Origin of the sequence: Halomonas sp. CSM-2 (assembly GCF_002119345.1) — a bacterium.
In the GTDB taxonomy this organism is placed as follows: domain Bacteria; phylum Pseudomonadota; class Gammaproteobacteria; order Pseudomonadales; family Halomonadaceae; genus Vreelandella; species Vreelandella janggokensis.
Genome location: NZ_NBYR01000006.1, coordinates 93,510 through 115,859, shown reverse-complemented (window position 1 = coordinate 115,859; position 22,350 = coordinate 93,510). Strand labels below are relative to the sequence as shown.

Sequence of the window (22,350 nt, the reverse complement as noted above, 5' to 3'; positions counted from 1 at the left end):
AGAGTCAGTCAACGCGTCGATCAAGCGGGACGAAGCTGGCCGCGCTCACTGGTCATGATGATCGACGGGTCGGGGCGGTCGTCGTTGACGAAGCTTCTGAAGCGCTTGAGCTTCTCTGGGTCGCTAATGGCATCCGCCCATTCGCACTGGTAGGTATCCACCACGGTCTGCATCTGACGCTCCAGCTCGTCGTTGATGCCCAGGCTATCGTCCAGGATGACCTCCTTGAGGTAGTCCAGGCCACCGTCGAGGTTTTCACGCCATACCGAGGTACGCTGGAGGCGATCGGCGGTACGCACGTAGAACATCAGGAAGCGGTCAATGGTGCGGTACAGCTGCTCGTCGTCCAGATCGGTGGCGAACAGTTCGGCGTGGCGCGGGCGCATGCCGCCGTTGCCGCAGACATACAGGTTCCAGCCATTTTCCGTGGCGATAATGCCGATATCCTTGCTTTGCGCTTCGGCACACTCGCGGGTGCAGCCGGATACGCCAAACTTGATCTTGTGCGGCGAGCGCAGCCCCTTGTAGCGATTTTCCAGCTGGATCGCCATGCCGACGCTGTCCTGCACGCCGTAGCGGCACCAGGTGCTGCCCACGCAGGACTTCACCGTGCGCAGCGACTTGCCGTAGGCGTGGCCGGTCTCGAAGCCGGCTTCGATCAGCTCGCCCCAGATATCCGGCAGGTCTTCCAGGCGCGCGCCGAACAGGTCGATGCGCTGACCGCCGGTGACTTTGGAATAGAGGCCGTATTTCTTGGCGACTTCGCCGAGCACGATCAGCTTATCAGGGGTGATTTCACCACCGGCGACACGCGGCACCACCGAGTAAGTGCCGTTTTTCTGCATGTTGGCCATGAAGGTGTCGTTGGTGTCCTGCAGCGGCACGTGGGCGGCGTCGGTGATCGGCTCGTTGAAGCAGGAAGCGAGAATCGAAGCCACCGCGGGTTTGCAGATATCGCAGCCCAGGCGATGGGTATCGTCGTTGCCGTGCTTGTCGATCAGCTCGCTGAAGGTCTTGATACCCTCGACGCGCACGATGTCGTAAAGCCCCTGGCGGGTATGGGCGAAGTGCTCGCAAATCGATTTGTCGACTTCGACACCGCGGGCTTCAAGCTCGTGGTCCACCACGCTTTTGAGCAGTGCGGTGCAACCACCACAGCCGGTACTGGCTTTGGTGACGTCTTTGACACCGCCGAGGTCGACGGCGCCGTCATCGATGGTGGCACAAATATCGCCCTTGGTGACGTTGTGGCACGAGCAGATGGTGGCGGTTTCCGGCAGTGCACCCGGGCCGAGCGTGGGCGCGGCGCCACTGCTTTGCGGCAGAATCAGCGAGGCGGGTTCGTCGGGCAGTTCAATACCGTTGGCGTAATACTGCAGCAGGGTGTCGTAGGCGGCGTTATCACCCACCAGCATGGCGCCCAGCAGCTTCTTGCCGTCGCTGGATACCACCATCTTGCGGTACACCTGGGTCAGCGGGTCAAGGTAGCGGAACATCCGCGCCCCCGGGTTCTGGTTGCCGTGGGCGTCGCCAATCGAGCCCACATCCACGCCGAGCAGTTTGAGCTTGGTGCTCATGTCCGCGCCGCCAAAGCGGGTGTCGCCGTCGGTAAGCGTGGCGAGCGCCGCTTTTGCCATCTGATAGCCGGGCGCGACCAGGCCGAAAATGCTCTGGTTCCACAGCGCCACTTCGCCGATCGCCAGGATGGCCGGGTCGCTGGTGCGGCACTGGTCGTCGACCACTACGCCGCCGCGCTCGCCGATCTCAAGGTCGCAGTCCCGGGCCAACTGGTCGCGAGGGCGAATACCCGCGGAAAACACGATCAGGTCGGTTTCCAGCACTTTGTCGTCCTGGAAGACCATGCGGTGATGGCTGTTGTCGCCGTCTTCGATTCGCTGGGTGGCGCGCTCGGTGAGTACCTGCACACCCAGCGCTTCGATTTTTTCGCGCAGCAGCTCGCCGCCTTCGTTATCCACCTGCATGGGCATCAGGCGAGAGGCAAACTCCACCACGGCGGTATCCAGGTTCAGTCCGCGCAAGGCGTTGGCCGCTTCCAGACCCAGCAGCCCGCCGCCGACCACCACGCCGTTGGTGGCGTTTTCCGCCGCCGCACGAATGTCGTCAAGATCATCCAGGGTGCGATACACCAGGCAGCCGTCGCGGTCGTTGCCGGGAATCGGCGGCACAAAGGGATAGGAGCCGGTGGCCAGCACCAGCTTGTCGTAACGGTAGCGGCCCTGGTCGGTGACCACTTCCTGCGCGCTGCGGTCGATCTCGATGACGGCTTCGCTGGTGTGCAATTCCACGCCGCTGGTGGCGTAGTAATCCGCCTCGCAAAGCGCCAGCGAATCGGCATCGCGGCCGCTGAAGTACTCAGACAGATGCACCCGGTCATAGGCCCGGTGGCGCTCTTCGCCAAACACGGTGACCTGATAGCGCTCGAGGGCACCGTTGTCGACAAGCTGTTCGACCAGATGGTGGCCGACCATGCCATTACCAATAATAATAAGCTGTTCGGGAGTCTTGGAAGACATCATTATGCCGCCTCTGAGGTTGATAAATGGGGTGTGTCGTTCTGCTGATCTTTGAGCACTTCTGCGTCAGCGGCGCCAAAAAGCAGCGCCTGGCGAGAGGCGCTCAGGTCGGTGCCAGCCAAGGCCTGCTCGAAATACCACGGGCCGTGGCGGGTATCGCCGTACAGCACGGCGCCTTCGAGGCGCCCATCGCGTAGCAGCAGGCGGCGGTAGTCGCCGCTTTGCGGGTCCTGGTAACGCAGTTCGTCGTGCTCGGGTTCAGGGTCGGTGGGGCCGAACGCATAAAGCGCGACGCCGCTTACCTTGAGCTTGGTGGCCGTGGGCACTTCGCGGTAGCCGTCGGTGGGTTCACCGCTGAGGGTCGCCGCCAATACCTCGACCTGATGCCAAATGGGTTCGACCAGGCCATAGGTATGTTGCTCAAACTGGCAGCATTCGCCGAGGGCATAAATCGCCGGGTCTGACGTCGTCAGAAAGGGATCGACCATCACGGCCCGCTCGGTGGTGAGCCCGGCGTTGCGCCCGATGTCGGCGTTGGGCGTAATACCCGCGGCGATGATCACGCTGTCGGTGGGCAGGCGGCGCCCATCCTTGAGCACCGCGGCGCATACCTGGCCGTTGGCGTCGCCTTCGAGCCTTGCGAGCTGTGCGTTGGTGAGAATGTTCAGCCCGCGACTTGTCAGCGCGTCTTTGAGTAGATCGGCAGCGGTGGCATCGAGCTGGCGATTCATCAAGCGGTCGCTGCGCTGGAGCACGCTGACGTTCAGCCCGTTGCCGCGCTTACGCAGCCCTTCAGCGGCTTCCAGGCCCAGAAGACCACCGCCAATGACCAGCGCATGACCGCCGCGCTTGGCGATCGCCTCCAGCTCGGCGGCATCGTCGAGGTCGCGAAAGCCGTGAACGCCGCCAAGCTCGATGCCGGGCACGTTGGGCAGCGTCGGGCGCGAGCCGGTGGCCAACACCAGTCGGTCGTAGTGAATGGCATGGCCGCTGTCAGTGGACAGGAGGCGTTTCTCACGATCGATGGCCTCTACCTGTTCCCCCAGGCGAAGCGTCACGTCGTTTTCGGCGTACCAGGCGGCATCGCGCAGGGTGAGTGCATCGTGCTGCATGTCGCCCGCCAGCAGCGGCGACAGCAGAATGCGGTTGTAGGCAGGCGTTGACTCTGCACCTATCACGGTAATCGCCCTGGGGCGTTGCGGCTGGTTGACCAGGGCTTCCACCAAACGGTGGCTGGCCATGCCGTTACCGATTATGACGAGATGATCATTAGGTGAGCACCGGGAAGCGGTTTCCATAGGTGACTCCTCTGTGTCGTTGCGGCTGCTTGAGCGCCAAACAAAAACGCCCCCGACCCAGCGTTTTACCTAGCATCAGGAAAAACGGGATCAGGGGCGCCATTGCCCGGCAGCGTCTGGTAATGCGGGGCAGCCGCCATTGGCTGCCGACAGATTTACGATTACCAACGAATGTCTTGTTAGTAGTAAGCAAACCCACGGCCAAACCCAGTGCATTACGTTTTTTTGCTTTATTTTCATCACGTTGAAAATAAGTAGAAAAAAGTGCCTGTAAGTCGCTTCCCAGGCGAGGTGCACGCTGTTGGTGCGTATCGGGTGTGGGGTTGCACCCTCAGCACCCAAACTACCAAGCCGTGTGCAGTAGGGTGGTGATCGCAAGGTGCTGTTGAGATTTTTTAAAATACTGTTTTATTTAATTTTTTTCTGAAAGTTCGCGGTGACGGCGTAGCCTTTGCAATTATCCAGGCATAAGCAACAAACGCACATTGCAGTGTGTTCATCAAGAAAACAGTGGCAGCGAATAAGCCCAATAACGTTGTTAGACAAATAAGTATCTTTACACAATACGTTTGGCACCTTTAACGGTGCCCGCTGCGGCAACGACGTCCAGCCTGCTGATCGCCTTGCGCTTTGCGCAACAGGGTCAGCAGCCTGGGCGTTTTTTTATGTGCGGCGTTGGCAATCAGCCGAGGAGTCACCATGCACCAAGCCAAAACGACCTGCCCCTACTGCGGCGTTGGCTGCGGCGTTACCGCGACCGTGGCAGACGGCACCCTCAGCGCCGTGGAGGGCGACCGCGACCATCCCGCCAACTTCGGCCGGCTATGCGTAAAAGGCTCGGCGCTGCACGAAACGCTGGGCGAACAGGGCCGCCTGACACGACCGCGGGTGGATGGCAAGGATGTGTCCTGGGAAACCGCCTTGAGCGCCACCGCCGAGCGCATGAACACGCTGCGTCACGCCCACGGCAATCAGTGTTTAGCGGCCTATCTGTCAGGGCAGCTGCTGACCGAGGACTATTACGTAGCCAACAAGTTGTTCAAGGGCTTTCTGGGCACGCCGCACCTGGATACCAACTCGCGGCTGTGCATGGCGTCGGCGGTGGCCGCCTACAAGCGCGCCTTCGGTGCCGACGCTGTGCCCTGCAACTACGAGGATCTGGAAGAGGCGGAGCTGGTGGTGCTGGTGGGGTCCAATCTGGCCTGGAACCACCCGGTGCTCTATCAGCGGATCAAAGTCGCCAAGGAGCGCAATCCGTTGATGCGGGTCGTCGTCATTGATCCGCGGGTGACCGACAGCTGCGAGATTGCCGATCTGTATCTGGGCATCAAGCCCGGTAGTGATGCGGTCTTGTTCAACGGGCTGCTTTCGTGGATGGCGGCCAAGCGCAAGCTGGACCATGTCTACCTCGAGCGCCACACCCAAGGCCTTGACGCGGCGCTGGACGCGGCGCAACAAACGGCGGGTTCGCTCGCCGAGGTGGCGACGGCCTGCGACGTGGATGCCGAACGCCTGGAAACCTTCTATTACTGGTTTGCAAGCCAGCTCCACGTGGTGACGCTGTATTCCCAGGGGGTCAACCAGTCGTCCAGCGGAACGGACAAGTGCAACGCCATCATTAACTGTCATTTGGCCGGTGGGAAGATCGGCCTGCCCGGGGCTGGGCCGTTCTCGATCACCGGTCAGCCCAACGCCATGGGCGGGCGTGAAGTCGGTGGTCTGGCCAACCAGATGGCCGCGCACATGGATTACGATACCCCCGGCGCGCGCGAGTTGGTCAGCCGCTTCTGGGCAACCGATAACCTCGCGCCCATCCTGCCGGAAGGCCCCGGCCACAAGGCGGTCGATCTCTTTGATGCGATCGAACGCGGCGAGATCAAGGTGTTGTGGGTGATGGCCACCAACCCGGCGATTAGCCTGCCCGATGCCGCCCGCGTGCGGGCCGCACTGGAAAAATGCCCGCTGGTGATCGTCTCGGAATGCGCGGCGGATACCGATATGCTGCCCTACGCCGACATTGTGCTGCCCGCGTCCGGGTGGTCCGAGAAAGATGGCACCGTGACCAATTCCGAGCGGCGCATTTCGCGCCAGCGGGGCATGCTGCCACTCCCCGGCGAGGCGCGCCACGACTGGCAGATTATCTGCGATTTGGCTAAGCAGTTGGGTTTCGGGGGGGCGTTTGATTACACTCACCCAAGCGAGATATTCGACGAGCACGCACGGCTCTCCGGCGTGGACAATACCGGCGCCACGCAGCGCCTTTTCGATATTTCAGGGCTGGCCGGGCTTGGCCGCGAGGGCTATGATGCGCTCGCGCCGATCCAGTGGCCGGTGAATCGCGATGCCCCCCAGGGTACCGCGCGCTTATTTGAAAATGGGCGGTTCGCCACGCCCGACGGCCGGGCTAAGCTGTTGCCGATTACCCCGCGTGGGCCGGAGAAAGCCCTGAGTGCCGCCTTTCCGCTGCGTCTGAATACCGGACGGATTCGCGACCAGTGGCATACCATGACGCGGACCGCGCGGTCGCCGCGGCTGATGAACCACCGCGCCGAGCCTTTCATGGAGGTGCATCCGGACGATGCCGCCCAGGCGGGCGTCACCGACCAGTCGCTTGGCGTGTTGACCGCCGCCACCGGCGAATACCGCGCCCGGGTGAGGGTGGCCCATGGACAGCGGCGCGGGGAGGTGTTCGTGCCGATTCATTGGACCGACTGCTTTACCCACAGTGCGCGCAGCAGCGCCTTGATCGAAGGCATCACTGACCCGCTGTCCGGACAGCCGGAAGCCAAGCACGGTGCCGTGGCTCTGGCGGCCCTGCCGACCGCCTGGCAGGCGACGCTGTTTGTTGCTGATCACGCCCTGGCGTCGCTGCCTGACGCGCCGAGCTGGTGTGCAAGCGACTACTGGACACGAATCCCGATGCGCGGCTGCCAGCGCTGGCAACTGGCCGGTAGCAGGGCGGTCAGCGACTGGTTCCGCCAGATGGGCGAATGGCTGTCGGCGTCGCCGGCGCTGTGGTGTGAAGATGCCGCTACCGGTCGCCTGCGCGCCGCAGGCGTCGAAAACGGTCGCCTCAGCTGGTGGCTGATGGTGGGGCCGCCCAGCGAACTGCCGGGCTTTGCCTGGCTGGAAGCGCGCTTCAACGACGACGCGGTGAGTGATGCCCACCGCCGCCGACTGCTGGCGGGCTGCGACGACGGCGCGGTGGATAGTGGCCCGGTGGTATGCAGCTGCCATCAGGTCGGCCAGACGTCGATTGTCGAGGCCATCCGGCGCGGCGATACCAGCGTCGAGGCGTTAGGCGCACGATTGGCGTGCGGTACCCAGTGCGGTAGCTGCATTCCTGAGTTGAAATCATTACTTGAAGAGGAACGCCCCCATGCGCGCGCTGAGCAAATCCCAGCTTCTGAAATGGTGTAACCCCTTGGCGCGCCTGGCGAGCCGCTTTGAGCTGCCCCGCAGTGGCCGTGATGCGTCGCGGTCCCTCCCGCTGGGCGACGACTGCCGGCCTGGGCACGTGTACCTGGTGGGCGCCGGCAGCGGCGACGCCGAGTTGCTGACCCTCAAGGCCGCGCGGCTTTTGCAGCAGGCGGATGCCGTGGTCTACGACCGCCTGGTGGGCGATGACGTGCTGGCGCTGCTGCCCGTCGGCGGCGAGCGCCACTATGTGGGCAAGGCCAAGGGCCATCATAGTGTTCCCCAGGCCGAGATCGGTGCACTCATGGTGCGCCTGGCCCGGCAGGGCAAATCGGTAGTGCGCCTGAAAGGCGGCGACCCGGCCGTTTTCGGACGCATGGGCGAAGAGCTTGATGCCTTAGCCACCGCGCAGGTGCCGGCCACCATCGTGCCGGGGATTACCGCGGCCTCCTCGGCGGCGGCCTGTATGGGCATTCCGCTGACCGACCGGGGCCATGCCCAGCAGCTGCGCTTTGTCACCGCGCAGCTGTGCCGCGAGGACGGCACGCCGGACTGGGCGGCGCTAGCGCGCCGCGACGAAACGCTGGTGTTTTACATGGGGCTTTCCAAGGTGGACGCGATCTGCGCGGGCCTGCGCGAGGCGGGGCTGCCCGACGACTGGCCGATCATGCTGGTGGCCAATGCCAGTCAGCCTGACCAGCGGTCGCTGGTCGGCAGCCTGGCCGATATGCCGGGGCGGTTGGCCGCCGAGCCTCTGCCGTCGCCCTGTGTGATTGTCGTGGGTAGCGTCGTCAAACGCGTCGAAGCAAGCCCTGCAACCCATGAGAATAAAGCGCGCTATGCATGTCAACGCTGAGCATTTCCCTCGGCCAGTGGTCCGATAAAGGCCAAAAGCCCAGCAACCAGGATTTCTACGGCGCCTGTTTGCCCGACGACACCCAGCGGCGACAAAAAGGCATTGCCGTTGCCCTGGCGGATGGCATCAGCAGCAGCGCCGTGAGCCGCGACGCCGCCGAAGCCGCGGTGGGCGGCTTCCTGACCGATTACTACGCGACCCCCGCCCCGTGGAGCGTCAAAAGTTCGGCGCAGCGGGTGCTTCAGGCCACCAATGCGTGGCTGTATGCCCAAACGCGGCAAAGCCAGTATCGCTACGATATGGATCGGGGGTACGTGTGTACGCTGAGCGCGATGGTGATCAAGTCGGCCACGGCGCACCTGTTCCACGTCGGCGACTGCCGCATTTACCAGTTAGCAGGCAAGACGCTTGAGCCCTTGACCGAAGATCACCGTTTCTGGGCCTCGCGTGAGGTCAGCCACCTGAGCCGCGCGATGGGGGCAAGCCAGCATCTCGAGCTTGATTACCGTGCCGTCTCGCTCAGTGAGGGCGATGTGTTTTTACTGGCCAGCGACGGCGTTTACGAATGGCTGTCCCCTCAGGTGATGGCCACGCTGATCCAGGACCACGCGGCAGACCTTGAGGCCGGCGCAAAAGCCCTGGTGGAGGCCGCGCTGGCCAACGGCAGCGACGATAACCTGACCGCACAGCTGGTGCGTATCGAGACGTTACCCGACCGCGAGGCCGACGAGCTTTTCGAGTCCTTGGGCCGCCTGCCGTCACCCTCCGAGCTGCGTGCGAATAGCGAGCTGGATGGCCTGCAGATCATCCGCCCGCTGCATGCCAGCGCCCGCAGTCACGTCTACCTGGCGCACGACCCTCAGGCCGACCAGCATGTGGTCGTCAAGACCCTGGCCACCGAGCTTGCCGAGGACCCCGCCAGCGTCGAGCGCTTTGTGCGGGAGGAGTGGATCGCGCGTCGCTTGCATAATCCCCATGTGCTATCCGCGCCCGTGCAGCGCGGCCCAAGGCGCTACCTTTATACCGTCTGGGAATACATTGAAGGCCAGACGTTGACCCAGTGGATGCGCGACCATCCAGACCCGGACCTGGCCGACGTGCGCGATATTATCGAGCAGGTGGCCAAGGGGCTGCGTGCCTTTCACCGGCTGGAAATGCTCCATCAGGACGTGCGTCCGGACAACATCATGATCGACCGCCACGGTATGGTCCGGCTGATTGATTTTGGCGCCACAAGAATCGCGGGAATTGCAGAAGCAACGGATTCCGCCGGCGAGGTTGACCCGATACTCGGAACCGCCCAATACACGGCGCCGGAATATTTTCTGGGCGAGGGCGGCACTGAGCAGTCCGACCTTTATTCACTAGCAGTGATTGCCTATCAAATGCTAACCGGCACGCTGCCCTACGGCACCGAGGTGGCCAAAACCCGCACCCGGGCTGCCCAGCGCAAGCTCGCTTATCAGTCAGCGGTCAGCGAAAACCGCGCGCTGCCCGCCTGGGTGGATGAGGTGCTCAAGAAAGCCCTGCACCCTAACCCTCAACACCGCTATCCGGCGCTTTCGGAGTTTATTTTCGAACTGCGCTCGCCAAGTCCAGGCATCCTGAAGCAATCGCGCCCGCCGCTCCTGGAGCGCGACCCGGTGCGTTTCTGGCAGTGGCTATGTGTCTTGCTGGGTGTCATTATTGTGGTGCTTTTGGTCAATATGCCTCAATAAGTCGTGAGTTTGAGATATGCCTGGACGCCGTAAAGCACTCTTTGCCATTCGGACAGGGTATTCTGGTATTCGTCGACTTCTACTGTGTAATCGCCGCCTTCGTTATGCCATAGCATCAGGAAATAATCGTCCACCTCCCGCATCACCTCGGCATCGTTAGGGCCTGATATCATCAGGCTGGCTTCCAGGTTGTAATTATCCATGTTGCGGCTGGTGAAGTTGGTCGAGCCGCTGATAATCGTGCTTTGGTTGGCCTGGCGCAGCATCATCATTTTGGGATGGAACTGTTCTATCTCAACGTCGTACCAGCGCACATTGATGTGTCCATCGGTATCTTCTATCAGTTCTTCGACTACCGGGCGGTTGGGCAGGCCGCTTTTGTTACGCCCAAAAGCTTTTTTATTGGGGTCTAAAATCAGTGAAACCTGAGCCCCGCGCTGGCTGGCCTGGGTCAGTGCATTGACGATTTCCCGGTCGGCAAGGTAATACATGGCAAGCCAAAGCTCGTCGTCTTGCGCGGCACGCTCTATGGTGTCGAGCACGTTGTAAAGCGTTTGTCTTTCAGTGGTGTACTGAATGTTTAACTCACCGGTTGCGGGCATCTCCCGCGGCGCGTAGTTGGGCAGTTGAATACCGCTGTCGCCGAGGTCGATGACTGCCTGCTCGGCGCGCAATAAGTCAGCGATAATGGGCCCATCGATTTCGAACGCTACGTTTTCGTGAAAGCCGGATTCGTCATGGGCATTGGCAGAGGCGATCAGCGCCGCGCGCTCGGTAATGACCACCTTGCGATGGTTGGCCTTGATGTTGAACAATTCCAGGTAGCCGCCCAGATTGAACTTGGGGCCATCGTCAACAAACGGGTTTTCCCACCATTCGCCACCTAGATCGCCCAGCCACTGCGGCCCCATGCGCCAGAAAGACGAGTAGAGTGGAGTCGAATCGCGCAGCGGCGTCAGATTAGAGATCACCACGTCGATGTCGGTGTCGCGCAAGCGGTCAAGCCATTCGGCGGGATAGGAGCCGTAGCCCGAATTAATCGCATCGCTGATAAGCACAATCGGCATGTCGGGATTGGCGTCGCGTTTGCGAACCAATTGATCAACCAGGTTGTCGCTCAGCGGCGGGTAATCTTCGGAGGGATCATTGACCAAGCCATTGACCATGAAATTATCGATCACGATAAAGTCGTCGGCGCGTTCGATCATACGCTCGACTTGGTCAAAAATTTCCTGATCTACATGACGTTCGCCATTTGTGTGGTGCGTCAAGTCACGGAAGAACCCGACATTATCGATTTGATAAACTGGGCTGGTGTGGGAAATGCCGGGTGGCAGCGGCTTTAGCTGGTGGTACGCCATGAGGGTGAAGTAGAAAGTGAGTATGACCAGAACAACGACACCCAGACGTCGTAACCAACGAACAAAATGTTTAAAGAATGTCACCCGAATCCCCAAGCTAAGGTATGGTCAGCAATAACGTTGCTGAGTGTGCCTTTAAGATAGTGCGTACGCTAAAAGCTGCAATGCAATAGACGCAGATTTTGTACCACGGTAAAAGGAACGCTTGGTGAGCCAAGGTGTCGTAATTGTCGGCGCTAGCCAGTGCCAAGTATATCCATTCGATCAGGAGATAACGGTGAAGAAACATTCCATTCGCGATAACGCACTGCAGGCACAGCTGCGAACCCCGATGTTTAAAATGCAGCAGCAAACGCCGAAAAAAGGCAAAGGCAGCTACTCCCGTAAAGGACGCAATTCCCTTAAAAGCCACAAGGTCCTGAGGGGGTATCGCCAAGTTGCTTGAGCCAGCATTGACGCTAGGCGATTTGGCCATACCTCCATCATTCTTTTTGATTGCTTTACACAATCAATAACTCGCCCCGACCACTTCCTGTGGTCGGGGCGTTCGCTAGGTCAATTGGCTCCCACAATAGGGACAGGTTTCGTGAGCGTCACGAATTTCAGCTTTATGACGCTGATGGCGTTGACTTGGTTCTTCTACCCCATGAATCGATACCAGTTGACCCTGCTCCCAGCGTAAGCCGATATCTTTTAACAGGTGCGGGTCATGAAAACGCAGATCTTCGTAAAGACGACGCTGAGTGCGCGAGTGCTTTAAAGCGTTGAGTAGTTTGCGGGTAATGGTTGCGATTGCCATTGTCGGTCTCCTGGGTTGGGAGGCCGGGCAACATCGCGATCAGGAAATATCAAAGGTAACGATAAAACAAATGGCCGCGACACTTGCCGCGGCCAATTTCCTCACTACATCCCTGGCGCGCGACAGCAACAAGCTGATACCGCATTATTCATAATGCGATGTAGCTTGTTCATTCGTGTCGCGGGGATTTGCCAGCGCATGATGAGGTCTCTAGAAAGTCTCGTTAATAAGATCTGCCTTTAAAAGGCAGCTCTTACCTTATAACCGATGCTCATGAGAGCGTCAAGTTTAGTTAGCTATCTGTAACCCGCCGCCTGAAGTCGAAACAACTTGGCATAGCGGCCGTCTGCGGCGAGCAATTCCTCGTGGGTGCCGCGCTCGATGATATGCCCTTGATCGATCACCAAGATAAGGTCAGCGCTGCGCACTGTGGAGAAACGGTGGGAGATCAGAATCGCCATCTTGTCGCGGCTATGCTCGCGGAAGCGGGCAAACACTTCTGCTTCGGCAGCGGCATCCATCGCAGCGGTGGGTTCGTCCAGCACTAGAATATCGGCGTTTTCACGCATATAAGCACGGGAAAGGGCAATTTTCTGCCATTGGCCACCGGAGAGCTCCTGGCCGTTTTTGAACCAGCGGCCCAGTTGGGTTTGATAGCCGCTGGCCATGTTGGCGATGAAGTCATCTGCCATCCCGTGGCGGGCGGCCTGCTGCCAACGTTGCTCGTCGTGATAGGCATGGGTATCGCCCACGCCCAGGTTTTCGCCCACCTGCAACTGGTAGCGCACGAAGTCCTGAAAAATCACCCCAGTCCGTTCGCGCAGTGCTTTTGCCTGCCAATCGCGCAAGTCGCTGCCGTCCAGCAGGATGCGTCCCTTGGTCGGTTGGTAAAGCCGCGTCAACAGCTTGATCAGCGTTGTCTTGCCCGAGCCGTTTTCTCCCACCAGGGCCAGGCTTTGCCCGGGGGATAGGTGCAGGGAAATATCGTGCAACACCGGTGCGCTGCCGGGGTAGGCGAAGCTGACGTTTTCAAAGCGCAGGCCGTCGCCGGGTAATACGCCCCGGGTCAGGGTGCCTGTGTCCGCTTCGACCGGCTGTTCCAGGTACTCGTAGAGGTTGGAAAGGTAGAGGTTATCTTCGTACATGCCGCTAATCGCGGTCAGGCTGGCGGAAAGCGCGGCCTGTCCTTGCTTGAACACCATGAGGTACATGGTCATCTGGCCGAGGGTCAGCGTCCCGGTAATTGTTTCAATTACCACCCACGCATAGGCAGCGTAAAAGGTGAGGGTGCCCAGCAATCCCAGCACAAATCCCCAGCTTTCCCGGCGGAGCGTCAGGCGCCGGTCTTCAGCGAACAGTTGGGTAAAGATATCGCGATAGCGTTTGAGAAAAAGCCCTTCCAGGCCGAACAGTTTGACCTCTTTGATGCTGTCTTCCCGGGCGAGTACGGTTTCCAGATAAATCTGCATGCGGGTTTGCGACGAGCGTCGGCGAAACAGCCGAAAGCCATCTCCTGAAAACTTGGCCTCCGAAATAAACACCGGCAGGGCGCCGGCGACCAGAATCAGCAGTGCCCAGGGGGAGAACTGCACCAGCAGGACCCCGAAGCTGCCCAGCGAAATCGCATTTTGCAGAAGCCCAAAGGTTTTATTCACCAGAGCGAGAGGGCGGGTTGACGCCTCTCGCCGCGCCCGCGTCAACTGGTCGTAAAGCTCCGAGTCCTCAAACTGGCTAAGCGAGAGCTGGCCGGCTTTCTCCAGAATCATCACATTGACCTTCTGACCCAGCAATGCGCGCAGTAACGACTGCTGGGCGGCAAGCCCGCGCTGGGCAAGCGCAATCAGGGCAATGATGAGTGCCTCGAAAGCAACCAGCTTGAGTACCGGGGTAATCGACATCAGCAAGTTGGGGTCAGTGGCTGCTTGATGGGCGTCCATGGCGCTCACCACGCCATCCACAATCAACTGGCCGACCCAGGCGGCGACGGCAGGAAGCACGCCGGCCACGAGCGTACACAGCGCTAAGCCAAGCATCATCCAGCGGGAGGTTTCCCATACCAGGCCCAGCGCTCGGCGGCTATAGCCAAAGACGCTAAGAAAACTGCTTAGCGGCGCGGTGGAGGCGTAAGAAGAGGGTGGCGACATATGACAACAAGCTGATACCTGGCAGAAAGGACTGCCATGATGCGATGGTTAAGCGTAGATAGCCAGTTCAACCCAGGAAAAGCCCGCCATAAACCAACGCCCCCACGACGACAAAAGCGGGATGCGTTTTAAAGCGAATCAGCGCAATGCCAGCAATCACGCCGATAATCAGCGTGTGAATCGTGCCGCTTGAATTAACACTTTCGAGCAAAAACCCCAGGGTCAGCCAGCCCATCATCATGGCGATAACCGGGCGTACCCATTGGCTCATGCGTTTGACGCGGGGAGAGTTGCGGTGGCGATACAAGAGGCCCAGCGCGCCCAGCATGAGCAGCAGCGTCGGAATGACCGTAGCGGCCACTGCCACGAAGGCACCGCCGATGCCGGCGACTTCATAGCCGATATACCCGGCCATCTTGGTGGCGATAGGGCTGGGCAGAGCATTACCCAGCGCCAGGGTTTCGGCGAAGGTCTGTGCGGTCATCCAGCCGTAGCGGCCAACGACCTCGGTCTCGATCAGCGGAATAATCGCCGGGCCGCCGCCGTAACCGATAATATTGGGGATGAAAAAGGCAAGAAACAGTTCCCAGTAGATCATGCCGACCCCTCCGCTTTTTTATTGCTTTTAGGGCGTAGCAGGGCAGCCAGCAGAATAGCGCCAATCACCCAGCCCGGATGAACACCGAGCCAATAGATAAGTCCGCCAGAGGTAATGGCCATCACGATGCTGACTAGCCAGCCCAGGGACGCTTTTGATTTATCGAAAAAGTCCCACGTCAGTTGTGCCATCATGATCATGACCACGGGCACCACGGCCTGACCCATGCCGCGAATCCAGCCAACATCGCGATAACGGCTGAAAATGCCTAACATGACAATCATGGCGACAATCATGGGGAGAATGATGGCGACGACAGCGGCAATACAGCCGCTGATACCGCCCACCCGGTAGCCGATGTAGCCCGGCATCTTGGTGGCGATAGGGCCGGGTAGGGTATTGCCGATCGCCAGTACATCGGCGAATTCTTCATCGGTCAGCCAGTGGTGGCGGGTGACCACTTCGGCTCGTACCAATGGAATCATGGCGGGACCACCGCCGAAACCCAATAGGCCAACGCGCAAGAATGCCCAGAACAGTTGCCAGGATGCCGACGACGTCATGGGCGATGACATCGCAAGGTCAATGATGAGAAACAACGCATGGTCGACCCTTGTTTATCGTTTGTCAGTTAAAAAATCGATTATTATGTATAAAATAGAATATAAGCGAGGGCTTCCCAGGGCGTCAACTCCAGCGTTTAAAGGCATGGGCGTCAGGATGAAAAAGGATCTTATATGAACCAGCATCTTCAACCGGTTATCAGTACGGCATCCAGCCGCATTTACGAGACGCTACGCCGAGATTTAGTTGGCGGACGCTTTGTCGCGGGCGAAAAATTGGCGATCAACGCACTCAAGGACCATTATCACGTTGGTTTGAGTCCGCTGCGCGAGGCGCTCAACAAGCTGGCCGCCTATGGCCTGTTGATTCAGGAAAATCAGCGTGGCTTTAGAGTACCGACATTATCGCGCAGCGAGTTGGATGATATTGCCAATATGCGGCTGGAACTTGAGGGCATGGCGTTTGAACGCGCCATTCAGCACGGTGACGACGTATGGGAAGCCGAACTTTTGGCCGCCGCCCATCGCCTGAAACGCGCGGATTTATCGCTGGAAAAAGGCGAGGAGTGGGAGGTGTTGCACAGCCAGTTTCACCGCACGCTTGTGGCGCCCTGCGGCTCGGTTTGGCTGTTGCGTTTTATCGAACAGCTGCACGACCAGTTCGATCGCTACCGTCGCCTCGGTCCCAAAATACCGACGGTAAGGCAAACACTCGATGAACAGCATCACGAACTGGTGGAGCTTGCCTTACAGCGTGATAGTAAAGCTGCCCGTGCACTCCTGGACGACCATATCCATAAATCCTATCAGGTGGCCCTCAAGCGCTATCAGGAACACGCCTAGTGTGTATGGCGTGTAAACTGTTGCGCTGTCGGCGATGGTAGGCATCGGCGAGATTACCGAAGGGGACGGGACAGGCATGCAAGATGCAGATAACAGGGTCATCGCGCAGACATTGAACTGGGTGAACCGCTTTGTTGTGGTTCACGATATATGCCCGTTTGCCAGCCGCGAGCTGGCGCGGGATGCGGTTCGCGTTGAAGTTGTGCGCTCAAAAAAGCTGGAAGTGGCGCTGGAAGAGCTGATGGTGGAGGTGCATTGGCTAGACGAACACCCGGAAACAGAAACCACCCTGTTGGTATTTCCCACCTTATTTAAAAGCTTTGATCATTATCTGGATTTTGTTGAGCTCGCTGAAAGCATCCTGATTGACCAGGGGTATGAAGGCATCTATCAGCTCGCATCGTTTCATCCGGATTACTGTTTTGACGATGCGGGTGCTGATGATGCCGCCAACTATACCAATCGCTCACCCTACCCGATGGTGCATCTGCTGCGTGAAGAGAGCGTCGAAAAGGCGATCGAGTTTTATGGCGATACCGACGCGATACCTGAGCGTAATGTGGCCCTGCTGAACGGCATGGGCATTGAGGCCGTGGAGCAATTGTGGCAACGCAGCTGCCGCCTCGATGATCAGGGCTGATGGATCACCAGCCGATGCCTGCCCTCTTGCTTGGCAACATACAGGGCAGCGTCGGCAAACTGCATGACTTCCTTTATGTCATGGCTATGCTCTGGCCACCACGCGGCCCCCAGGCTGCAGTTGACGGTCACCGCTTGATGCTCGGGCAGCGATATTGGTTGAGAAGTGGAGGCAAGCAGTCGCTCGCTTATCGCCTGGGTGAGCGTCGGTAGTTGGTCCGCGGGGGCTTTCAAGGCCATGACGAATTCGTCACCGCCCCACCGAGCGACGACATCGCTGGCTCGGAGCACTTCCTGCAGACGATTGGCAATGTCGATTAACAGCAGGTCGCCCGCATGGTGACCCAGCTCATCATTCACGTCTTTAAAGCCATCCAGGTCAATATATACCAGCGCAATACTTTGCTGTTGGCGCTCGGCCTCGGGCAGGGCGTGCGAAAGATAACGATCAAGGAAGGCGCGGTTCGGCAACCCGGTCAACGGGTCGCTATTAGCGATGTCTTCAAGGCGGCGAATAGTGCGGTTTTGGTCGAGCAAGCGTCCGACCATGTTGCGCATTGACGTGGAGAGGCGCATCAGTTCCGGCGAACCTGTTTCCAGGGGAATCTCGTTAGTGGGTTGGCTGGCATCGTGGATAGTGTCTGCGGCGTGAGAAAGACGGGTTAAAGGCGTCGTTAGCCGCGACGCGACAAACCAGCCAACCACTGCAAACACGATGGCCAATAGCACGCCTATGCCCATGATCACACGTTTTAGTCTTTCCACGGGGGCAAATGCTTGCTCAATCGGCTGACGGCTAACAGCCACCCATCCCAGCCCCGGGAAATCCTCGAAACCCTGGCTGCGGGCTACACCCGTCACATAGCGCTGGTCATCTGGCCATGTCTCAATTGACCATGAAGGCTTGGCGCTGGCCTGTAAATGCAGGGTGGATAGGCCCGGCACAGGCTGTCCCAGCATATCGTCCGGTCCGAGCAGCACTGTTCCATCGGCCGCGAGTAACAGTATTTCGGTGCCCTGGCGCTGTTGCGCAGGCGAGAACATCGCACGTTGAATGTACTCGGCCCATTCCCAGCTCAGGTGAACGGCCAGCACCCCCAGCAAGGTGTCATCCTGGGTATGGACCGGGGTGGCGATATCGACAAACTGTATGGCTTTACCATACGGGTTAGGCAATAGCTGCGACAGCAAGACGGCGTCGTGAACATCGCCAATCCACATACCATCGCGGCCGTTTTGAAAGACCGGGCGCTGGGCAATGGAAGTCCCTTCCAATACACCACCGGTTGCGGCTTGTACAACGCCGTCTGGGTCAATAAAGCCAATCCATGACACCACGTTGTAGTTATCTTGAAGAGTTTCCAACTGAGAGCGAAGAGTATCGTTATCGGTACCGTCGGTCAGTGCTTCAATGCCCAGAAGTAACTTTACTTCCTTAATGCGGGCATCCATGCTGCGGTCCAGCTTATCGACCATCTGATAGGCCGATTCTGCCGTAGAGGCGCCGATATTGGCTTCCAGTTGATCAGCTGACTGTCGAGCAGCGACCCAGCCAAGCAGGATGGTCGTGCTAAACACCAAGCCAATAATCAGCAGCATAAAACGTGTACGCAGGGATATTTGGTTTAGCCGCAGGGGGGCGTAGGGCATTCCGGCATCTCGTCGGGGGGTGAGGTCAGCTAACGACTGTTATCCAACCACGAAGGATGCCGATAGACAACCCACATTAATGCGCTTGACGTGGGTGACGTTAACGTTGAAGGCTTAAAGCGTTTTATGCATGACGTGGGTATCGACTTCGCCAAGACGGGCATGACGGTAAGCGTTAGGCACCGTGCCCACAATGGCGAACCCCAGGCGCTGCCAGAGTGCGACCGCCACCTCATTCGTAGAGACAACCGCGTTGAACTGCATGGCCCTGAAACCCAGCTCGCGAGCGAACTGCTGTGAATGCTCGCACATGCTCCGGGCGACGCCTCTGCCACGCGCGGCAGGGGCCACCATATAACCGCAGTTGCAGACATGATCACCCGGCCCGGCCGCATTGGCTTTTAAATAGTAGGTACCGAGAAGTGTGCCTGTTTCATCCTTGACCGCAAGCGTTGCCTGTGGGGCTTTACACCACAGTTGGTAGGCATCTTCGGCGGATATATCCGGGTCGATGGCATAGGTTTCCTGGGCCGCCACAATGTGTTGAAAGGTTGGCCAGAACGCCATGAAGTCAGCGTGTGACATTGGAGAATAAGTGAGCGCAGACATGGTTCTGTGTACCTGATCCTTCGGGTTAGCTCGGCTGAAATCAGCAGCCCCTATGCAAGGCTGCCGACCATTGTAGGCAGTTATTGTGCCGCTTCAGCAACAATCTGATAACTTCTTAACCGATCCTGATGGTCATAGAGATCACTATTGATCATCAACTCATTGGCCCCTGTGCGTTCCTGGAAGTCGGCAAGTTGGTTTTTTACCGTGTCGGGGCCACCGATGATCGCTGCCCCCAGAAACTGCTCGACCTGGGCGCGCTCCATGGGTGACCAGTCAAGCTGCTCCACTGGAGGCAGCGACACCGTTGGCTTGCCGCGGATCAGGTTGAGAAATTTCTGCTGGGCCGTGGTTGCCAGGTATTCCGCCATGGCGTCGCTTTCCGCGGCAATGACGGGCAACCCGACGGTGGCGTAGGGGGCATCCAGGTGCTCCGAGGGCTGGAAGTTCTCACGGTAAAGGCGCAGCGCTTCAAACAGGTAGCCTGGCGCAAACTGCGCGGCGAAGGCAAAGGGCAGGCCAAGCTTGGCGGCTAACTGTGCACTAAAGCCACTGGAGCCGAGCAGCCAAATCGGCACGTGAGTACCCTGGCCGGGTACTGCTTTTACCCGCTGGTGAGGCGCAGGGTCTCCCAGATAGCCCCGCAGCTCGTTTAGTTGGGCCGGGAAATCATCCACGCCAGCGTGGGGATGGCGGCGCATCGCCTGCATGGTCGCGCCGTCCGAGCCCGGCGCACGGCCAAGGCCCAGGTCGATGCGCCCGGGATAAAGAGTTTCCAGCGTGCCAAACTGCTCGGCCACCACCAGTGGCGGGTGGTTGGGCAACATGATCCCACCGCTACCCACGCGAATACGCGAGGTCTGACCGGCAATATGGCCGATCAGTACCGCTGTCGCAGCGCTTGCGATGCCATCTATGTTGTGGTGCTCGGCCAGCCAGTAACGCTGATAACCCAGTTGTTCGGTGCGCTGGGCAAGCGAAACGCTGTCTTGAAAGGTTTCGGCAGCGCTGCCCCCCTGACGAATCGGGGCGAGGTCCAGTACGGATAGCGCGGTAGACGCGAGTGCGCTCATGCATCACCTATAAGGCCGGAAGATGGGGCGGCTAATGAGATGCCGACGCATGGGAGTCGAACGAATCATTAGCACGCTTGTTAATTAAGGGTTATGCGGCCAGCATCGATGAATTACAAGGCAGGGTATCGGCAAAACACATTATTCCAATGGCGGGGTAGGGCGAATCAGGATTTCGTTGACGTCGACATGGGCAGGCTGTGATAGCGCATAAATGACGGCATTGGCAATATCGCGGTCTTCCAGCGCATGTTCGGGCGGTTCGTCAAAGAAGGGGGTATCGACCATGCCGGGTTCAATCAGCGTTACCCGCATGCCGGTACCGCGTAGCTCCTCGCGCAGGTTATAGCCGATGCCGGTAACGGCCCACTTGGTCGCGCTGTACATGGAACCCGGAATGGTCGCACGGCCTGCGGCTGAGCCGGTTAACAGCACGTGGCCTTTGCTTCGTTTGAGTGCCGGTAAGCATGCCTGGAGAGTCAGGCCAACGCCATATACGTTGGTTAAGATCATTTCCTGCCAGTGCTCGTGATCGGCACCACTGAAGCCGCCCGGCGAACCACCGCAACCGGCGTTGGCAAAGACGGCATCGATCCTGCCAAAGGTTTCCAATGCTTCGTCGACCATGGCGCGCTGTTCGTCCATCTGGGTGACATCCAGCTCGCAGGTCAGCACATTTTCTGGTCCTAACTCTTGGGCAAGCGCGGTGAGCTTGTCAGTCGAGCGGGCGGCCAGCACCAGTTTGTAACCTTCACGGGCGGCTGCTCGGGCGGTGGCAGCCCCAATTCCGCTGGAGGCACCGGTAATCAGTAAGACGTTTCTATGCATCCTTTGCGCTCCTGACGATTAACCATAACATCCTATCTAGCATGGCTAATTGAGCGCCGTTGTGCAAATCGTAAGCCTGCGAACGAAGAAGGTGAAAGCGTTAATGCCCGCCTTCTTTGCGCTTGAGCATGGTGGATAGGTCGAGAATCGACTGCGCCATGTCCGCCATGCTTTTGCTCTGATTCATCGAGGTAGTGCGCAGAAACCGGTACGCTTCTTCTTCTGTCATGTCCTGGTGGGCCATGATCAGGCCTTTCGCCCGTTCGATCAGCTTGCGTTCGCGAAGGGCCTTGCGCGTATTTTCCAGCTCGTCGCTCAGCCCCTGTAAGCGGCTTGATTGTGCCTGGGTCAATTCGATCAATGATCGGCCCAAGGGGGAATTAAGCGCATTGGCGGTCAAGTCTCCCAGGGGCTCACCGCTGCTCAAGGCGAGCAGTTGCTCGCAAGGCGCCGGCGAATTACGGCAAGGCTCCGTCTTGGCTTTTTCCAGCGCGACATTGGCTTGTTGTATCTTGCTATGGCACAGGGCGGTCAACTGAGCGTTGAAGGCATCTTCCACGTTTTTAATGCTGTCGATGCGCAGCGTGGTGAGCTCATACCAGGTTTCACCCAGTGAATCCGATGTGTCTGGATGCGAGGCCCGCTGGCGGGCAATATCGCGCAATTGATGGATGCCTGAGAGCGTGCGTGGCGACAGCTCCGCTTGCCAATGTTGCTGTGCTTCGGGAGAAGCGAATTCCTCAAAGGTATCAAAGCAGCGCTGCTGGTCGTCGATCAGTTGGCCAAGCAATGCACTATGGGCATCGTCAAAATACCCCTGGGTAAAGCCAAAGGCGCCGCATGCGCGTTCCTGTCCCGCCAGTTCTTTGCCTTGCATTAAATGGAAAATGGCGACCAGGGCGCGGGTGATGTCAGGGTCGACAGCCGTGTCGGCTGCTTCAAAGACAATCGCCAGCAGCCCGCTGGTCAATTGATTGAATGCCTGAGTTGCCGCGTCGGGTGTAATGGCTAAGGTGTCAATGGCGTGGCGCAGCGTGCTGAGTTCATCCAGCGCCGCCCATACCATGGCAATGCGGCGCAGCAGGCGCGCAGCCGCCTGGGGACGCGCTTCCTTGCTTAATGCCTCGAGGCGACGACGCATCAGTGCTTCGGCATCCTGGCTATGCTGGCGGTAAGTCGCGCGACGTTCTTTAAAGCGGCTGCCCTGGGAAACCAGGAAAACCGTCGACGCGCCCCGCTCACGCTGCAGCATGTGAATGAAGTGGCTGATGTCGCCCACAATGTCACAGGTTGTCGCCAGATGGGTCAGGTTGTCGATATCGCAGCGTTTGGCGGTTAACAGTAGCTGTTGAGCTGAAGACATAATGCGTTTCCTTTGTGCTCACCGCCATTGATTGCGCACTTCCCTGGAAGTGCGCAA

At 59.1% G+C, this 22,350-nt stretch carries 18 protein-coding genes; 6 read left to right on the top strand and 12 right to left on the bottom strand.

Annotation, left to right across the window (positions count from 1 at the left end; genetic code table 11):
- Window positions 1-20: 20 nt before the first annotated feature.
- Complete coding sequence (gene nirB / locus B7L15_RS06580) at window positions 21-2,537, bottom strand: nitrite reductase large subunit NirB (protein ID WP_303393814.1); 2,517 nt, start codon at window positions 2,535-2,537, stop codon at window positions 21-23.
- Window positions 2,537-3,832, bottom strand: a complete 1,296-nt coding sequence (locus B7L15_RS06575) for an NAD(P)/FAD-dependent oxidoreductase (protein ID WP_085918204.1) — start codon at window positions 3,830-3,832, stop codon at window positions 2,537-2,539. Before B7L15_RS06575 ends, nirB begins: the two co-directional genes overlap by 1 nt.
- Before the next feature lie 699 nt (window positions 3,833-4,531).
- Between B7L15_RS06575 and B7L15_RS06570 the strand changes: the two genes are divergently transcribed.
- Genes B7L15_RS06570 through B7L15_RS06560 form a run of 3 tightly spaced genes read left to right on the top strand, consistent with a single transcriptional unit; the run spans window position 4,532 to window position 9,823 of the window.
- Complete coding sequence (locus B7L15_RS06570) at window positions 4,532-7,252, top strand: nitrate reductase (protein WP_085918203.1); 2,721 nt, start codon at window positions 4,532-4,534, stop codon at window positions 7,250-7,252.
- Window positions 7,212-8,105 carry a uroporphyrinogen-III C-methyltransferase gene (gene cobA, locus B7L15_RS06565; protein ID WP_085918202.1) on the top strand — a complete coding sequence of 298 codons (894 nt, stop codon included), beginning with the start codon at window positions 7,212-7,214 and terminating at the stop codon, window positions 8,103-8,105. Before B7L15_RS06570 ends, cobA begins: the two co-directional genes overlap by 41 nt.
- The gene (locus B7L15_RS06560; RefSeq protein ID WP_085918201.1) at window positions 8,093-9,823 is read left to right on the top strand and encodes a bifunctional protein-serine/threonine kinase/phosphatase; all 1,731 of its coding nucleotides are present in this window, start codon (window positions 8,093-8,095) and stop codon (window positions 9,821-9,823) included. The genes cobA and B7L15_RS06560 overlap by 13 nt, the downstream gene beginning before the upstream one ends.
- Here B7L15_RS06560 and B7L15_RS06555 read toward each other — a convergent pair.
- Window positions 9,817-11,268: a phospholipase D-like domain-containing protein gene (locus tag B7L15_RS06555; RefSeq protein WP_085918200.1), complete on the bottom strand. Its 1,452-nt coding sequence runs from the start codon at window positions 11,266-11,268 to the stop codon at window positions 9,817-9,819. The genes B7L15_RS06560 and B7L15_RS06555 overlap by 7 nt on opposite strands.
- Window positions 11,269-11,392: 124 nt before the next feature.
- Here B7L15_RS06555 and arfA point away from each other — a divergent pair, with 124 nt between their 5' ends.
- Window positions 11,393-11,629: an alternative ribosome rescue factor ArfA gene (arfA, locus tag B7L15_RS06550; RefSeq protein ID WP_254902860.1), complete on the top strand. Its 237-nt coding sequence runs from the start codon at window positions 11,393-11,395 to the stop codon at window positions 11,627-11,629.
- A gap of 105 nt (window positions 11,630-11,734) precedes the next feature.
- Here arfA and B7L15_RS06545 read toward each other — a convergent pair whose 3' ends face one another.
- From B7L15_RS06545 to B7L15_RS06530, 4 genes are all read right to left on the bottom strand, one after another.
- A complete protein-coding gene (locus B7L15_RS06545; protein WP_085918199.1) occupies window positions 11,735-11,983 on the bottom strand; it encodes a hypothetical protein in 249 nt (82 codons plus the stop codon).
- A 296-nt stretch (window positions 11,984-12,279) separates the two neighbouring features.
- Complete coding sequence (locus B7L15_RS06540) at window positions 12,280-14,127, bottom strand: ABC transporter ATP-binding protein (RefSeq protein WP_085918198.1); 1,848 nt, start codon at window positions 14,125-14,127, stop codon at window positions 12,280-12,282.
- 67 nt (window positions 14,128-14,194) lie between these two features.
- Window positions 14,195-14,725, bottom strand: coding sequence for a chromate transporter (locus B7L15_RS06535; protein WP_085918197.1), 531 nt, complete (start codon window positions 14,723-14,725; stop codon window positions 14,195-14,197).
- On the bottom strand, window positions 14,722-15,300 hold the full coding sequence (locus B7L15_RS06530) for a chromate transporter (protein WP_085918196.1): 579 nt from the start codon (window positions 15,298-15,300) through the stop codon (window positions 14,722-14,724). The genes B7L15_RS06535 and B7L15_RS06530 overlap by 4 nt, the downstream gene beginning before the upstream one ends.
- Before the next feature lie 162 nt (window positions 15,301-15,462).
- Between B7L15_RS06530 and B7L15_RS06520 the strand changes: the two genes are divergently transcribed.
- Window positions 15,463-16,131 carry a GntR family transcriptional regulator gene (locus B7L15_RS06520; protein ID WP_085918194.1) on the top strand — a complete coding sequence of 223 codons (669 nt, stop codon included), beginning with the start codon at window positions 15,463-15,465 and terminating at the stop codon, window positions 16,129-16,131.
- Window positions 16,132-16,207: 76 nt separating this feature from the next.
- Window positions 16,208-16,771, top strand: coding sequence for a DUF1415 domain-containing protein (locus tag B7L15_RS06515; protein ID WP_085918279.1), 564 nt, complete (start codon window positions 16,208-16,210; stop codon window positions 16,769-16,771).
- Here B7L15_RS06515 and B7L15_RS06510 read toward each other — a convergent pair.
- The 5 genes from B7L15_RS06510 to B7L15_RS06490 form a co-directional block, all read right to left on the bottom strand.
- Entirely contained in the window at window positions 16,762-18,420 is a 1,659-nt protein-coding gene (locus tag B7L15_RS06510) for a sensor domain-containing diguanylate cyclase (protein ID WP_085918193.1), read from the bottom strand. The two genes, B7L15_RS06515 and B7L15_RS06510, sit on opposite strands and share 10 nt — an antisense overlap.
- A 114-nt stretch (window positions 18,421-18,534) precedes the next feature.
- Entirely contained in the window at window positions 18,535-19,029 is a 495-nt protein-coding gene (locus B7L15_RS06505) for a GNAT family N-acetyltransferase (RefSeq protein WP_085918192.1), read from the bottom strand.
- Window positions 19,030-19,109: 80 nt separating this feature from the next.
- The gene (locus tag B7L15_RS06500) at window positions 19,110-20,102 is read right to left on the bottom strand and encodes an LLM class flavin-dependent oxidoreductase (RefSeq protein WP_085918191.1); all 993 of its coding nucleotides are present in this window, start codon (window positions 20,100-20,102) and stop codon (window positions 19,110-19,112) included.
- Window positions 20,103-20,243: 141 nt separating this feature from the next.
- Window positions 20,244-20,930 carry an SDR family oxidoreductase gene (locus tag B7L15_RS06495; protein WP_085918190.1) on the bottom strand — a complete coding sequence of 229 codons (687 nt, stop codon included), beginning with the start codon at window positions 20,928-20,930 and terminating at the stop codon, window positions 20,244-20,246.
- 100 nt (window positions 20,931-21,030) lie between these two features.
- On the bottom strand, window positions 21,031-22,293 hold the full coding sequence (locus B7L15_RS06490; RefSeq protein ID WP_085918189.1) for a nitrate regulatory protein: 1,263 nt from the start codon (window positions 22,291-22,293) through the stop codon (window positions 21,031-21,033).
- Window positions 22,294-22,350 lie beyond the last annotated feature (57 nt).

What these genes read in the sequence shown, in the direction of transcription:
- B7L15_RS06540 (WP_085918198.1), bottom strand. Translation starts at nt 14,127, where the DNA reads ATGTCGCCACCCTCTTCTTACGCCTCCACCGCGCCGCTAAGCAGTTTT.
- B7L15_RS06570 (WP_085918203.1), top strand. Translation starts at nt 4,532, where the DNA reads ATGCACCAAGCCAAAACGACCTGCCCCTACTGCGGCGTTGGCTGCGGC.
- B7L15_RS06575 (WP_085918204.1), bottom strand. Translation starts at nt 3,832, where the DNA reads ATGGAAACCGCTTCCCGGTGCTCACCTAATGATCATCTCGTCATAATC.
- B7L15_RS06520 (WP_085918194.1), top strand. Translation starts at nt 15,463, where the DNA reads ATGAACCAGCATCTTCAACCGGTTATCAGTACGGCATCCAGCCGCATT.
- B7L15_RS06495 (WP_085918190.1), bottom strand. Translation starts at nt 20,930, where the DNA reads ATGCATAGAAACGTCTTACTGATTACCGGTGCCTCCAGCGGAATTGGG.
- B7L15_RS06490 (WP_085918189.1), bottom strand. Translation starts at nt 22,293, where the DNA reads ATGTCTTCAGCTCAACAGCTACTGTTAACCGCCAAACGCTGCGATATC.
- B7L15_RS06560 (WP_085918201.1), top strand. Translation starts at nt 8,093, where the DNA reads ATGTCAACGCTGAGCATTTCCCTCGGCCAGTGGTCCGATAAAGGCCAA.
- B7L15_RS06545 (WP_085918199.1), bottom strand. Translation starts at nt 11,983, where the DNA reads ATGGCAATCGCAACCATTACCCGCAAACTACTCAACGCTTTAAAGCAC.
- B7L15_RS06535 (WP_085918197.1), bottom strand. Translation starts at nt 14,725, where the DNA reads ATGATCTACTGGGAACTGTTTCTTGCCTTTTTCATCCCCAATATTATC.
- B7L15_RS06510 (WP_085918193.1), bottom strand. Translation starts at nt 18,420, where the DNA reads ATGCCCTACGCCCCCCTGCGGCTAAACCAAATATCCCTGCGTACACGT.
- nirB (WP_303393814.1), bottom strand. Translation starts at nt 2,537, where the DNA reads ATGATGTCTTCCAAGACTCCCGAACAGCTTATTATTATTGGTAATGGC.
- B7L15_RS06505 (WP_085918192.1), bottom strand. Translation starts at nt 19,029, where the DNA reads ATGTCTGCGCTCACTTATTCTCCAATGTCACACGCTGACTTCATGGCG.
- cobA (WP_085918202.1), top strand. Translation starts at nt 7,212, where the DNA reads ATGCGCGCGCTGAGCAAATCCCAGCTTCTGAAATGGTGTAACCCCTTG.
- B7L15_RS06515 (WP_085918279.1), top strand. Translation starts at nt 16,208, where the DNA reads ATGCAAGATGCAGATAACAGGGTCATCGCGCAGACATTGAACTGGGTG.
- B7L15_RS06530 (WP_085918196.1), bottom strand. Translation starts at nt 15,300, where the DNA reads ATGTCATCGCCCATGACGTCGTCGGCATCCTGGCAACTGTTCTGGGCA.
- B7L15_RS06500 (WP_085918191.1), bottom strand. Translation starts at nt 20,102, where the DNA reads ATGAGCGCACTCGCGTCTACCGCGCTATCCGTACTGGACCTCGCCCCG.